Source organism: Cypionkella sp. (assembly GCF_034376685.1).
In the GTDB taxonomy this organism is placed as follows: Bacteria; Pseudomonadota; Alphaproteobacteria; order Rhodobacterales; family Rhodobacteraceae; genus Cypionkella.
The window spans coordinates 118,114-131,715 of sequence record NZ_JAXMJJ010000094.1 but is presented as its reverse complement, the minus strand read 5'-3'; the positions used below and the strand labels follow the sequence as shown (position 1 = coordinate 131,715).

Annotated in this window: 10 protein-coding genes and 1 tRNA gene; 5 read left to right on the top strand and 6 right to left on the bottom strand. The window is 60.5% G+C overall.

Annotated features, from left to right (window positions below; all coding sequences use genetic code 11):
• Positions 1-42 precede the first annotated feature (42 nt).
• Positions 43-1,137 (top strand): anhydro-N-acetylmuramic acid kinase, encoded by a 1,095-nt coding sequence (locus tag U1A24_RS18345; RefSeq protein WP_322323425.1) that lies wholly within the window; start codon positions 43-45, stop codon positions 1,135-1,137.
• A 3-nt stretch (positions 1,138-1,140) separates the two neighbouring features.
• Here U1A24_RS18345 and rarD read toward each other — a convergent pair whose 3' ends face one another.
• Together rarD and U1A24_RS18335 are read right to left on the bottom strand one after the other, a co-directional pair.
• Positions 1,141-2,046: an EamA family transporter RarD gene (gene rarD / locus U1A24_RS18340; protein WP_322323424.1), complete on the bottom strand. Its 906-nt coding sequence runs from the start codon at positions 2,044-2,046 to the stop codon at positions 1,141-1,143.
• 51 nt (positions 2,047-2,097) lie between these two features.
• The gene (locus U1A24_RS18335) at positions 2,098-2,982 is read right to left on the bottom strand and encodes a fatty acid desaturase (protein ID WP_322323423.1); all 885 of its coding nucleotides are present in this window, start codon (positions 2,980-2,982) and stop codon (positions 2,098-2,100) included.
• Between the two features lie 89 nt (positions 2,983-3,071).
• Between U1A24_RS18335 and U1A24_RS18330 the strand changes: the two genes are divergently transcribed.
• Positions 3,072-4,145 carry an FAD-dependent oxidoreductase gene (locus tag U1A24_RS18330; protein ID WP_322323422.1) on the top strand — a complete coding sequence of 358 codons (1,074 nt, stop codon included), beginning with the start codon at positions 3,072-3,074 and terminating at the stop codon, positions 4,143-4,145.
• A 63-nt stretch (positions 4,146-4,208) separates the two neighbouring features.
• On the opposite strand, the gene eno is transcribed toward U1A24_RS18330, so the two are convergent.
• Genes eno through U1A24_RS18315 form a run of 3 tightly spaced genes read right to left on the bottom strand, consistent with a single transcriptional unit; the run spans position 4,209 to position 6,839 of the window.
• Positions 4,209-5,486, bottom strand: a complete 1,278-nt coding sequence (eno, locus tag U1A24_RS18325) for a phosphopyruvate hydratase (protein WP_322323421.1) — start codon at positions 5,484-5,486, stop codon at positions 4,209-4,211.
• Between the two features lie 45 nt (positions 5,487-5,531).
• Complete coding sequence (locus U1A24_RS18320) at positions 5,532-6,425, bottom strand: DMT family transporter (RefSeq protein ID WP_322323420.1); 894 nt, start codon at positions 6,423-6,425, stop codon at positions 5,532-5,534.
• 3 nt (positions 6,426-6,428) lie between these two features.
• A complete protein-coding gene (locus U1A24_RS18315; protein WP_322323419.1) occupies positions 6,429-6,839 on the bottom strand; it encodes a Fur family transcriptional regulator in 411 nt (136 codons plus the stop codon).
• A gap of 134 nt (positions 6,840-6,973) precedes the next feature.
• On the opposite strand from U1A24_RS18315, the gene U1A24_RS18310 reads away from it, so the two are divergent.
• Together U1A24_RS18310 and U1A24_RS18305 are read left to right on the top strand one after the other, a co-directional pair.
• A complete protein-coding gene (locus tag U1A24_RS18310; RefSeq protein WP_322323418.1) occupies positions 6,974-7,852 on the top strand; it encodes a DMT family transporter in 879 nt (292 codons plus the stop codon).
• A gap of 441 nt (positions 7,853-8,293) precedes the next feature.
• Positions 8,294-11,989 (top strand): vitamin B12-dependent ribonucleotide reductase, encoded by a 3,696-nt coding sequence (locus U1A24_RS18305; protein WP_322323417.1) that lies wholly within the window; start codon positions 8,294-8,296, stop codon positions 11,987-11,989.
• 151 nt (positions 11,990-12,140) lie between these two features.
• On the opposite strand, the gene U1A24_RS18300 is transcribed toward U1A24_RS18305, so the two are convergent.
• Positions 12,141-12,215: transfer RNA gene (locus tag U1A24_RS18300), tRNA-Gln, on the bottom strand.
• Positions 12,216-12,317: 102 nt separating this feature from the next.
• Between U1A24_RS18300 and U1A24_RS18295 the strand changes: the two genes are divergently transcribed.
• Positions 12,318-13,496, top strand: a complete 1,179-nt coding sequence (locus tag U1A24_RS18295) for an NAD(P)/FAD-dependent oxidoreductase (protein WP_322323416.1) — start codon at positions 12,318-12,320, stop codon at positions 13,494-13,496.
• The last annotated feature ends 106 nt before the right edge of the window (positions 13,497-13,602 follow it).

The following is a 13,602-nucleotide window of genomic DNA, read 5'->3' as shown; positions in this document are numbered from 1 at the left end:
TAAGGTCCGGGTGGTATAGCGGGCGAGGGGGCCAAGGGGAAGATGGCGAAACAGGGGGCAGTTTGGGTTTTGGGCACAATGTCGGGCACCTCGCTGGACGGTGTCGATGCCGCGTTGCTGCGCACCGATGGCCACGCGATCCTTGAGTTTGGCCCCGATGCCTACCGCCCCTACAGCGCCGCCGAGCAATCGGTGATCCGCGCCGCCTTCGGACAATGGCCGGGCGATCCCGCCGTTGCCGCCGCCGCAGAGGTGGTGGAAACCGCCCATGCCGAATTGCTGGCACGGTTTTCCGGCGCCGAGATGATCGGCTTTCACGGCCAAACCCTTGCGCATGATCCGGTGCAGGGCCGCACCCATCAGGCGGGCAATGGCGGGTTGCTGGCACAAGCGATGAACCTGCCGGTGGTCTGGGATTTCCGCTCCAATGACGTCGCAATGGGCGGACAAGGCGCGCCCTTGGCCCCGTTCTTTCACTTTGCTTGTGCCAAATGGATCAAGGCGACCGAGCCTTTGGCGATCCTGAACCTGGGCGGTGTCGGCAATGTGACATGGATCGACCCAAGCCTGCCCAGCCCGGAAATCCCCGGCGCTTTGCTGGCGTTTGACACCGGCCCCGCCAACGCGCCTGTCAACGATCTGATGCAGATCCGCTTGGGTCTCAGCCACGATGAGGGCGGGGCGCTGGCTGCGACGGGTCGGGTGGATGAGGGCTTGGTCAAAGCCTTCCTTACCCAGGCCTATTTCCACAAAATCCCGCCGAAATCGCTCGACCGCAACGATTTCCAACCGTTTTTCAAGAAAACCCATAGGCTTTCCAACGCCGATGCCGCTGCCACCCTGACCGCTATCGCCGCCGCTTCGGTCGCCAAAGCCGCCGAGCATTTCCCCAAACCCATCACACGCCTGCTTGTCGCCGGGGGGGGGCGCCACAATGCCACGCTGATGGCCGAGCTTTCCCGGCGCATGGCTTGCCGCGTCGAACCCATTGAAACTGCTGGGCTAAACGGCGACATGCTGGAAGCGCAGGCTTTCGCTTATCTCGCGGCGCGTGTGGCGTATGGGCTGCCAACGTCCTGTTCCAGCACCACAGGCGTGTCCGCAGCGGTTGGCGGTGGTCAGATCAGTCGCCCCTAGGCGCTACTTCCCCGCCGCGCGTGCTTGCCGCACCATCGACACCGTATAGATGACCAGCGCCACCCAGATCATCGGAAACGCGATCATCTTGCCACGACCGAACGGCTCGCCAAACACGAACACCGCTGTCAGGAAAATCATCGTCGGCGCGATATACTGCATGATGCCAATCGTTGACAGCCGCAGCAACTTGGCACCATTGGCGTAAACCATCAATGGCACCGCCGTCACCAGCCCACAAGCCAGCAGCAACGCAGTGTCCGAAGTCACGCCGGCCATGAAATGACTGCTTCCCGTCACCTCGGCCCAGATCACATAGCCCATTGCGAAGGGCAAAAGGATCAGCACCTCTAGGAAAAATCCTTGGTTTGGCCCGATGGGCAGCGATTTCTTGAGGTAGGCATAGATCCCCCATGTAACCGTCAGCCCCAAAGCCACCAGTGGCAGCTTGCCCGCCTCAATCGTCAGCACCAGCACCGCCAAAGCCGCCAGTGCAATCGCCCACTTCTGCGCCATGCTCAGCCGCTCACCCAGCAGCACGGCGCCCAGAAATACCGAGAACAATGGGTTGATATAATAGCCCAACGCCGCATCCAGCGCGTGGCCAGCCCCAATCGACCAGACGTAGATCCCCCAGTTGACAGAGATCAGTGCCGCTGTCGCGAAGCCCATCAGCAGCATCCGGGGGGTGCGTAACGCCACCCACAAATCCGCCGTCCGCCCCGTTGCCCACAGCACCGCGCCCGCAATCGGAATCGACCAGATCACCCGATGCGCGATCACTTCCGCAGGCGAGATATGTGCCACCGCCTTCATGAAGATCGGCAAAAATCCCCACAGCAGATAGGCGGTCAGCGCGAAACCAAAGCCACGCAGCGAGTCTTCGTTCTTCGGGGGTAAATTTTCCATGGCTCTAGCTACCCCTGCGCCAAGCCTCACGCCACGGCTAACTTGTAACCATTACATTCGCCGCGCCAGATAGCCCTTGGTAAAGGCCGCATAACCGTCGGCGGTCTCGCGCAGGTCATCCTTCATCAAGCGGTGCAAGCGGGGCAATTGATGAAACGGCACCGCAGGATAAACGTGGTGTTCGACATGATAGGGCATGTTCCACGCCAAAAACCGCATCAGCGCTGTGGTAAAGGTGGTTCGGGTGTTTTCAAACATATTCACCACCTGCGGGCAGTCGCCATGCTCGGCCAACAGATACAACCGCAGCGCGGGCTGGCCAAGAACCAGAGGCAGCAGCCAGACCCAAAACAGCAGCGGGCTGATCAGCAAACTTGCCAAAACCAGCGTGTAGCCCAGGGCCATCCAACGCGCCTCGGTTACAATCCGGGGCAGGGCGCTGGTGGGCAGATATTCCCCCTCAGCCCGCCCGCGCGCCAGATCAAACAGCAGACGAGCCTCGGCAATCCAATAGGGCAGGCCCGAAACATGCCAAAGCCAAGCCATTAATCCGCTTGGCTTTTCCGAAGCCAGCTCTGGGTCTTTGCCCGCAAGATTGGTCCAGCGATGATGCGCAAGATGAAAGTAGCGAAACCACTGAAACGGCAGCAGCAACAGAAATCCACACAAATGTCCAACAGCCTCATTCAGCCGTTCAGAGGCAAACGGCGTCTTATGTGTTGCCTCATGTTCCAGCGTGAACAGGAACACCAGCAACACGCCCTGCACAGGCAGCAGCGCCCACCAGCCCGGCACGCCAAAGCCAATCAACGCGCCCACCAAAATGATTGCGCCAAGATGCCCGGTCAGATGCAACAGCCCCGCGCGATCCGACCGCGCCAACAACTGCGCCCGCACATCCGGCGCAAGATTCGAGACAAAGCTTTTTTGATCCATCGCGGCACTCTGCCGCGGCTCATTTGCCCGCGCAAGGCTCTCTTTCCATCGCCCCGCCCTCATGCCAACTTGGCCGAAAAGGGGGCGACATGGCGCAATCTATTCTGATCATCGGCGCGGGCATCATCGGGGCCAGCCTTGCTTTTCAGCTGTCCCGCCAAGGTGCTGTGGTGACGGTGCTGGAGGCCGCAGCCCCCGCCAGTGCCGCCTCTGGCCGCAGTTTTGGTTGGATCAACGCCAGTTTCTATGAATCCACCAGCCACCACCATCTGCGCGTTGCCGCAATGGCCGCGCATCACCGCCTTGCCGCCCTGCTACCGGACCATGCTCCGAACTGGCAAGGCACCTTGTGGTTTGAGGATGAGGGGACGGGTTTGGACCAGAAAGCCGCCGAACTGGCTGCACTCGGCTATCCCGCCATACCGCTGACAAGCACCGAAATCGCCAAGTTAGAGCCGCATCTCGCCCGCCGCCCCAGCCGCGCGCTGCGTTTCCCAACCGAAGGAGCGGTCGATCCGGCGGCGCTGACCCGCGCTTTGCTCGCGGCTTCTGGGGCAAAAGTGCTGAGTGGCATTGCTGCCAAATCATTGATTGAGGTCGTGGGTCAGATCAAAGGTGCGCGCACCGCTATCGGCCCGTTTACGGCGGACCATACGGTTCTGGCGGCTGGCGTCGCCACACCCGCCTTGCTGGCTCCGCTCGGTCTTGGTCTGCCAATGCGACGGCGCCCCGGCATCATGGTTTACAGCAAACCCGTGAGCTGGCGCGTGAACCATATCCTCGTCACCCCCGATCAGGAAATCCGTCAGGACCCCAGCGGTGCCTTGCTCGCCCCCGGTGTTGCCAACCATCAGGCCGATGTAGCTGAGGCAGTTGCCGATCCTGCCGCAATGGCCGAGGCGACGCTGATCCGGCTGCGTGCGCTGTTCGATGCACCGGTAGAGTTGGACCGTTTTGCGCTTGGCTACCGCCCGGTGCCCGGCGATGGCCTGCCGCTGATCGGTGTGGTGCAGCCGGGGCTGAGCATGGCGGTCATGCATTCTGGCGTCACGCTTGCGGCCCTCGCCGGAGAGGCCTTGGCGGCAGAGATTCTGGGGCAGGGCGACAACTCCCCGCTACTGGCCGATTTCCGCCCCAGCCGCCTGTTGAAACCGCTGTCCTAGCAATGAAAAAACCACGCGAAGCTGGTGCCTCGCGTGGTGCTGTTTACGGTGTAAGGCTAACGCTCAGCCACGCAGGATCGAGCGACCCGCGTATTCCGCCGTCTCACCCAGCATTTCTTCGATGCGGATCAGCTGGTTGTATTTCGCCAACCGATCCGAGCGCGACAACGATCCGGTTTTGATCTGACCGCAGTTGGTCGCAACTGCCAGATCAGCAATCGTGCTGTCTTCGGTTTCGCCGGAGCGATGGCTCATGACATTGGTATACCGCGCGCGATGCGCCATATCGACGGCCTGCAACGTCTCGGTCAGGGTGCCGATCTGGTTGACTTTCACCAGCATCGAATTCGCGCAACCGGCCTTGATGCCTTCGGCCAGACGGCGCGGGTTGGTCACGAACAGATCGTCGCCCACCAGTTGGATTTTGTCGCCCAGCTTGTCGGTCAGCAGCTTCCAGCCCGCCCAATCGTCTTCCGAGCAACCGTCCTCGATCGAGATGATCGGGTAGTCTTTCGCCAGACCCGCAAGGAAATCGACATTCTCCTCGATGGACAGGGATTTGCCCTCGCCCTTCATTTCATACCGACCGCCTTTGAAGTATTCGGTCGCCGCACAATCCAGCGCCAGGAACATATCCTCGCCGGGTTTGTAGCCCGCCTTCTCGATGGATTTCAGAATGAAATCAAGCGCATCACGGGCAGAGTTCAGGTTCGGCGCAAAGCCGCCCTCATCGCCGACGTTGGTGTTGTGGCCCGCCGCCGACAGCTCTTTCTTAAGGGTGTGGAACACTTCCGACCCCATCCGGATGGCTTCACGGATGTTTTCCGCGCCCACCGGCATGATCATGAATTCCTGAATATCAATCGGGTTATCCGCATGTTCGCCGCCGTTGATGATGTTCATCATCGGCACCGGCAACATCCGCGCCGAGGTGCCGCCGACGTAGCGGAACAACGGCTGTCCGGTGAACTCTGCCGCGGCTTTCGCCACTGCCAAAGACACCCCGAGGATCGCATTGGCACCCAGACGCGATTTGTTCGGCGTGCCGTCCAATTCGATCATGGTGCGGTCGATGCCGACCTGTTCGGTCGCGTCAAAACCTACGATTTCTTCAGCAATTTCGCCGTTGACGGCGGCCACTGCCTCCAACACGCCCTTGCCCATGTAACGGGATTTGTCGCCATCGCGGCGCTCATTGGCCTCGTGTGCGCCGGTAGAGGCGCCCGAGGGCACTGCCGCGCGGCCCTGCGCGCCGCTTTCCAGCAGCACGTCAACTTCAACGGTGGGATTGCCGCGGCTGTCGAGAATCTCGCGGGCGTGGATATCAATGATCGTGCTCATGTCACAGGCCTCCAAATGGGCGGATATGGTGCTCTCTTGGGCGTCTTAGCCGAAGGGGGCGTTCAAGGAAAGTGTGCGTTTGCGGGCGCGTTCGCGCGCGAAAGAATACAGACCAGAAGCGACGATAAGCCCCGAGCCGCACAGGGTTATGACATCGGGCCATTCGGCAAAAACAAAGGCACCGATCAGAACGGCAAACACCAGCCGCACATAGCGGAAGGGCGCCACAACCGAGACTTCGCCGGTGCGGGTTGCCCCGATGATCGCCCAATAGCCTGCGGTCCCGAATACCAAAGCACCCAGCAAAGTCGTGGCTTCCCATGGGCTTGGCATCACAACCTCACCCGAGCCCAGCATCATCAAGGCCCCCAGAAGTGTGACCGAGATCAGCCCCCAGGCCGAAACCTGTGCCGTGGAACATTCGGGCGGGATCTTGCGCGCCGCAAGGTCACGCAGGGTTAGCCCGGCCACGGTGATCAGCACCCACAGTGCCTCGGGACGGAAACCATCCAGTCCCGGACGGATCACCAACATCACCCCCGCAAAGCCCACCGCAATCGCCGACCAACGCCGCCACCCGACCTGTTCTTGCATGAACACCGCCGCCGCCATCGTCACAGCCAAGGGCATCGCCTGCAATACAGCGGAAACCGTCGACAACGGCACCGTTGCAAGGGCGGTGATATAGGCGAAGGTGCCAACCATCTCGCCCAGACCGCGCGCCAGAACCCAAGGATGCAGGCCGGCTTTGGTGAACACCTTATGCCCCTGCCGCCAAGCCATAAAGACAAACACCGGCACGCCAAACACACCCGAGACGAAGACGATCTCGCCAACCGGCAGGCTGGCGGCAGCCCATTTCAGAAACATGTCCTCCAGCCCGAACAGGGCCATAGACACCACCATGAACAGGATGCCGCGCAGGTTATCAGAGGCCAAACTTTATCCCTTCTTGACCGGAACGCCCAGCAGCTCAAGCCTGTGTCCGATCAAGCGATAGCCCAGACGCGCGGCAATGCGCTCTTGCAGGGCCTCAATCTCGGGATCGACAAATTCAATGACCTGCCCGGTGTTCACATCAATCAGGTGATCGTGGTGGTCGCGTTCGGCATCTTCATAGCGCGCGCGGCCATCGCCAAATTCGAGACGCTCCAACAGGCCGCATTCCTCGAACAGCTTCACCGTCCGGTACACAGTGGCGAGCGAAATCTTGGGGTCAACCTGAACCGCGCGGGCATAGAGTTCTTCGACATCCGGGTGATCCTCGGCCGCCGTGATCACCCGCGCCACCACACGGCGCTGATCGGTCATCCGCAAGCCCTTTGCGACACCGCGTGCAATCAGATCCGACATGGCAAGCCCCCCCTTCGATGCAGCGCATGTAAGGGAAAGCGCGCGGTGCTGCCAGCGCTTTTGCACGCCTTGACTTCGCAGGCCCGTCTTGACTTCGCAGACCCGTCCCAAGAGGTTGGCGCCAAAGCGAGGGCATGATGCGCAAAGAGCGGCTGGATGGGGTAGGGCTGGCGTCCTTGATGGCGGTGACCTTGCTGTTGGCGGTCAATCAAATCGTGGTGAAAGAGGTCAACCGTGGGCTGCAGCCGGTGTTTTTCGCGGGTGCGCGCTCGGCTCTGGCGATTGTATTCGTTGTCGCCTGGCTGAAATATCGCGGGCTTTTGGGTCGGATCAGGCGGGCTGATCTTGGCCCCGGCCTTGCGATCGGTGCGGTGTTTGCCGCAGAATTTCTGTGCTTGTTCATGGCGCTTGATCTGACAGCCGTGGGTCGTGCCTCGGTGATCTTTTATTCGATGCCGCTGTGGCTGGCGGTGGCGGCGCATTTCTGGCTGCCGAATGAGCGCATCACCCGGCTGCGGGGAATCGGGCTGGGACTGGCCTTCATTGGCACCGCTTGGGCGATTCTGTCGAAAAGCCCCTCGGGACATGCCAGCATTGCCGGGGATCTGTTCGCTTTGGGGGGCGCTTGGGGCTGGGCCGGCACTGCCTTTCTGGCGCGCAAAACCCGGCTGCGCGAAGCGGGGCCAGAGGCACAGTTGTTCTGGATGGTCTTGATTTCAGCCCCTATTTTGTTGCTGGCCGCCCCTTTCTTCGGCCCGTTGATCCGCGATGTCGAACTGATGCACTGGTTCTGGTTGGTGTTTCAGGCAGGCGTGGTGGTGGCGGGAGGATTCATCAGTTGGTTGTGGCTGCTGTCGGTGTATCCAACTTCGACCGTCGCCAGCTTTTCCTTCCTGACACCGCTGTTTGCCATCGCTCTGGGTTATGTAATTTTCGACGAAGCGTTGTCTTTTGGCCTCATCATGGCGGCCGGATTTGTCGCGGCGGGAATCATCTTGATCAACCGTCGCTGACGCGCGGGCTTATCCACAGCTTGTGGAGGAATCAGCGCGCTGCGATGGCGTATGAGCCAAACTCGCCAAATGTGCCGTGATGCTTGGGATTTTGTTCAAGTTGCGATGGCACATTAACGTGGCAGCACCGCGACGGGCGGCACCACGCTCACATCGGCGTGAAGCCACTGCTAGGTATGACTTTCACGTCAAGCACAAAATCTTGTGTGTAAGTGTAAAAAATCCGTTGATGCAGCCCAAGATTTGCGACAGTTTGACGACGCACCACCACTAGCCACAAGATATAGTGTGTCAGCGGAATGCCCAACCCTGAGTTGTGCCCCTCAATGGGGCCACCGCGCCCGTTTTGGTGGTGCGACAAGCAAGGGGCGGTTGGGTGCAAGAATTGTGGGACACCAGACGCGGCTCAGCAGAAACCGCGCGAAAACATGGGACAGGCAGATGAAGATCGAGCGGAAGTTTACCACCGAAGCAACCGGTGCCTATGGCGCAATGGCGTTTTCGACCACCGTGTCAGAGATTCGCAACCCTGACGGCACAGTGGTGTTCCGCAACGAAGCCGTCGAGGTTCCGCAGGGGTGGAGCCAGGTGGCGTCCGATGTTCTGGCGCAGAAATACTTCCGCAAGGCTGGCATTCCGGCACGGCTGAAGCGCGTGCGTGAAAAAGATCTGCCGAAGTTCCTCTGGCGCTCGGTGCCCGATGAGGAGGCGCTGGCAGCCCTGCCGGTGGAAGAGCGTCTGGTCGGTGAAACCTCGGCCAAGCAGGTGTTTGACCGTCTGGCGGGCGCATGGGCCTATTGGGGTTGGAAGGGTGGCTATTTCACCACCGAGGCCGATGCCCGCGCCTATTATGACGAGATGCGCTTCATGCTGGCCCGGCAGATGGCTGCGCCGAATAGCCCGCAATGGTTCAACACCGGCCTGCATTGGGCCTACGGCATTGACGGCCCAAGCCAAGGCCACTACTACGTTGATCATGTGACGGGCGTGTTGACCAAATCCACCAGCGCCTATGAGCATCCGCAGCCGCACGCCTGCTTCATCCAATCGGTGAAGGATGATCTGGTCGGCGACGGCGGCATCATGGATCTCTGGGTGCGTGAGGCGCGGCTGTTCAAATACGGATCGGGCACTGGCACGAACTTCTCGTCCTTGCGTGGCGAGGGTGAAAAGCTGTCAGGTGGCGGCAAATCCTCGGGTCTGATGGGCTTCCTTAAAATTGGCGACCGCGCGGCGGGCGCGATCAAATCTGGTGGCACCACCCGGCGCGCGGCCAAGATGGTGATCTGCGATATGGATCACCCGGATGTCGAAGCCTTCGTGAACTGGAAAGTCATCGAGGAACAAAAGGTTGCAAGTCTTGTTGCCGGTTCCAAAGCCCATGAGCTGAAGCTGAATGAAATTTTCACCGCAATCCGCCAGTGGGATGGCTCGGGCGAAGATTCGGTTGACCCGGCGAAGAACCCGGCCCTGAAAGCCGCGATCCGCTCGGCCAAAAAGGCGATGATCCCCGACACTTATACCAACCGCATCCTGCAATATGCGCGCCAAGGCTTCACCTCTATCGAATTTCCGACCTATGACGTCGATTGGGATTCCGAGGCCTACATCACCGTTTCCGGTCAAAACTCCAACAACTCGGTCCGTGTCACCGATGCCTTCCTGCAAGCCGTCAAGGACGATGCCGATTGGGCATTGATCCGCCGTACCGATGGCAAGACCGCCAAAACTCTGAAAGCCCGCGATCTGTGGGATCAGGTTGGCCATGCCGCCTGGGCCTGCGCCGATCCCGGCATCCAGTTCCATGACACCGTCAACGCTTGGCACACCTGCCCGGAAGATGGCGCGATCCGGGGGTCGAACCCCTGCTCGGAATATATGTTCCTCGACGATACCGCCTGCAACCTCGCCTCGATGAACCTGCTGACCTTCTTCAAAGATGGCAAGTTCGATGCCGACTCCTATATCCACGCCACCCGGCTCTGGACGGTGACGCTGGAAATCTCGGTGATGATGGCGCAATTCCCCAGCAAGGAAATCGCGCAACTGTCCTATGATTTCCGCACCTTGGGTCTGGGCTATGCCAATATTGGCGGCCTTTTGATGAACATGGGTCTAGGCTACGATTCCACCGAAGGCCGTGCCTACTGTGGGGCGTTGACCGCCCTGATGACTGGCGTCAGCTATGCGACATCTGCCGAAATGGCATCGGAGCTCGGTGCGTTCAGCGGCTATGCTCGCAACGCCCATCACATGCTGCGGGTCATCCGCAACCACCGCGCTGCCGCCTACGGCAAGACCAGCGGCTATGAGGCCGTCAACGTCAATCCGGTGGCCTTGGATGCGGCCAACTGCCCGGACCAAACCCTTGTCACCCTTGCGAAATCCGCTTGGGATGAAGCGCTGACCTTGGGGCAAGCCCACGGTTTCCGCAACGCCCAAACCACGGTGATCGCGCCCACCGGCACCATTGGTCTGGTGATGGATTGCGATACCACGGGCATCGAGCCTGACTTCGCGCTGGTGAAATTTAAGAAACTCGCGGGCGGTGGCTATTTCAAGATCATCAACCAATCGGTGCCTGCGGCCTTGGAGAAACTTGGCTATACCACGAGCCAAGCCGCTGAAATCGTGGCCTATGCCGTCGGCCACGGCTCGATCGGCAACTGCCCCGGCATCAACACCACGGCGCTTGTCGGCCACGGCTTTGGCGCGCGCGAATTGGAGAAGATCGAGGCGGCTTTGCCCTCGGCTTTCGACATCCGCTTCGTGTTCAACCAATGGACGATTGGCGAGGATTTCTGCAAGAAAACCCTCGGCATCCCGGCTGAAAAGCTCAGCGACCCCAGCTTTGATCTGCTGCGCCACCTTGGCTTTACCAAAGCCCAGATCGACGCGGCGAATGACCATGTTTGCGGCACGATGACACTGGAAGGCGCGCCGTTCCTGAAACCGCAGCATTATTCGGTGTTCGATTGCGCCAATCCCTGCGGCAAAACCGGCAAGCGTTACCTGTCGGTCGACAGCCATATCTACATGATGGCGGCGGCGCAGTCGTTCATCTCGGGGGCGATTTCCAAGACCATCAACATGCCGAACACTGCGACAATTGCCGAGACTTTGGCGGCTTACGAGTTGTCGTGGTCCTTGGGCATCAAGGCAAACGCGCTGTATCGGGATGGATCAAAACTGTCGCAGCCCTTGGCTTCGGCCTTGGTGGAAGACGACGAGGAGGCCGAAGAAATCTTGGCCTCGGGCTCCAACCAGGAAAAAGCCGCGGTTCTGGCTGAAAAAATCGTCGAGAAGATCATCTACAAAGAGATCATCCGCACCAATCGTGAAAAACTGCCCGAGCGTCGCAAGGGCTACACCCAAAAGGCCATCGTCGGCGGCCACAAGGTTTACCTGCGCACTGGCGAATATGGCGACGGCCGCTTGGGTGAGATTTTCATCGACATGCACAAGGAAGGTGCGGGCTTCCGCGCGATGATGAACAACTTCGCCATCGCGATCTCGGTCGGCCTGCAATACGGCGTGCCGCTGGAGGAATATGTCGAAGCCTTCACCTTCACCCGCTTCGAGCCTGCGGGCATGGTGCAGGGCAACGATTCGGTGAAAAACGCCACCTCGATCCTGGATTACATCTTCCGCGAGTTGGCGATTTCCTATCTGGACCGTACCGATCTCGCGCATGTCAAACCCACAGGTGCGTCGTTCGACGATCTCGGCCGCGGGGTCGAGGAAGGCAAGCGCAACGTCTCGGAACTGTCAGACCAAGCGGCGACTCGCGGGTTGGAAGTGCTGAAGCAAATCAGCTCCACTGGCTATCTGCGCAAGCGCCTGCCGTCGGAATTGGTTGTGCTGCAGGGTGGCATGGGGGCGACGGCGCTGGCCAACGGCACCGATCCGGTTTCAACGTTGAACATGCTGATCCCGGAAACTGCGCGTTCCATGAGCGGCGCGATGGGAGGCGCCACCGCGCTGGCAACAGGTACCGTGACGATGGACCTGCGGGTGAAAGCCAAAATGCAAGGCTACGAGGGCGACCCCTGCGGCGAATGCGGCAACTACACGCTGGTCCGCAACGGCACCTGCATGAAGTGCAATACCTGCGGCGGGACGAGCGGGTGTAGCTGAACCACTTGCATTCGCAAGTAACTGCGGCGGTTCCGAAAGGAGCCGCCGTTTTTGCATTGTATGAAGTGTGGCGCAGAGATCATTGATTCGACAAAGAAAAAGCACAGCCACTGTCATCGCATTGGTGTCGTTTTACATTGTTACTGGAAGTTGGCTGGGGCGGGAGGGATCGAACCTCCGTATGTCGGTACCAAAAACCGATGCCTTACCGCTTGGCGACGCCCCAACTGCGGCGGTTATTAGCGAAGCCATCCGGGGGGTGCAAGGGGGTTATTGCGAAAATCTTCATGTGGTTGTCAGGCGCGGGTCTGGCGGCGTATGACAAGCTATGGAACAGGTTGATGTCATCGTTTTAGGGGCTGGGGCGGCGGGTATGTTTGCCGCCATCGAGGCCGGGCGGCGTGGGCGGCGGGTGTTGGTGATCGACCACGCATCGGCGGCTGGGGAGAAGATCAGGATCTCGGGCGGGGGGCGGTGCAACTTCACCAATCTCGGGATCGCGCCGGATCGGTTTATCTCACAGAATCCGCGCTTTGCTTTATCGGCGTTGAAGCGGTTTACCCAGTGGGATTTTATCGCTCGGATGGATGCGGCCGGGATCGCCTGGCACGAGAAGACACTCGGGCAGTTGTTCTGTGACGGCTCGGCGCGGCAGGTGGTGGATCTGCTGCTGGGCGATATGGCGCGGGCCGGGGTGGCTTTGTGGCTGGGCTGCGGGGTGACGGCGGTGCGGCAGGCCTCGAGCGGGTTTGAGGTGGAGACCGCGCGGGGGGTGGTGCGGGCCGCTTCGGTGATTGTGGCGACCGGGGGCAAGTCGATCCCGAAGATGGGCGCGTCTGGGTTTGGCTATCAGGTGGCCGAGAGTTTTGGGTTGCGGCTGGTCGAGACGCGGCCGGGGTTGGTGCCGCTGACGTTCGCGGCGCAGGAGTTGGACTGGATGGTGCCGCTGGCGGGGGTGGCGGTGCAGGGGCGGGTTTCGGTAGGCAAGACCGGGTTTGATGAAGCGATGCTGTTCACCCATCGGGGCCTCTCGGGGCCTGCGGTGTTGCAGGCTTCGAGTTATTGGCGCGAGGGGGGCGAAGTGAGCTTGGATTTGGCACCGGGGCGGGATGTGGCGGCGGAGTTGGGGCAGGCGAAGCGTGAGCAGGGCAAGCAGGCGCTGCGGACGGTGTTGGCTAGGATCGTGCCGGAGAAACTGGCGCGGCATATTGAGGCCAGTTTGGGCATCACTGCCCCGCTGGCGGAACTGGGGCGGGCTGATCTGGAACGGGTCGTGACGATGCTGCGGGACTGGCGGCTGCGGCCGGTGGGGTCCGAGGGGTATCGGACGGCTGAGGTGACGTTGGGGGGCGTCGATACTGAGGGGCTGGATGGCCGCACCATGATGGCGCGCGGGGTGCCGGGGTTGTTTTTTATCGGCGAGGTGGTGGATGTGACCGGCTGGCTTGGCGGGTATAATTTTCAATGGGCTTGGTCGTCGGGATGGGCTGCGGGGCAGGTGGCCTGAGGCTGGTCCCAACTCGGGACCTTTTTTTGTTATTATATATCAAATGGATGGCTATGCCACGTTAAGACACTTTTAACACTTTTCACTAAAATTTGTCTAAAATTGT

Coding starts and splice junctions, on each gene's coding strand:
- U1A24_RS18295 (WP_322323416.1), top strand. CDS start 12,318: ATGGAACAGGTTGATGTCATCGTTTTAGGGGCTGGGGCGGCGGGTATG.
- U1A24_RS18310 (WP_322323418.1), top strand. CDS start 6,974: ATGATGCGCAAAGAGCGGCTGGATGGGGTAGGGCTGGCGTCCTTGATG.
- U1A24_RS18335 (WP_322323423.1), bottom strand. CDS start 2,982: ATGGATCAAAAAAGCTTTGTCTCGAATCTTGCGCCGGATGTGCGGGCG.
- U1A24_RS18345 (WP_322323425.1), top strand. CDS start 43: ATGGCGAAACAGGGGGCAGTTTGGGTTTTGGGCACAATGTCGGGCACC.
- U1A24_RS18305 (WP_322323417.1), top strand. CDS start 8,294: ATGAAGATCGAGCGGAAGTTTACCACCGAAGCAACCGGTGCCTATGGC.
- U1A24_RS18330 (WP_322323422.1), top strand. CDS start 3,072: ATGGCGCAATCTATTCTGATCATCGGCGCGGGCATCATCGGGGCCAGC.
- eno (WP_322323421.1), bottom strand. CDS start 5,486: ATGAGCACGATCATTGATATCCACGCCCGCGAGATTCTCGACAGCCGC.
- rarD (WP_322323424.1), bottom strand. CDS start 2,046: ATGGAAAATTTACCCCCGAAGAACGAAGACTCGCTGCGTGGCTTTGGT.
- U1A24_RS18315 (WP_322323419.1), bottom strand. CDS start 6,839: ATGTCGGATCTGATTGCACGCGGTGTCGCAAAGGGCTTGCGGATGACC.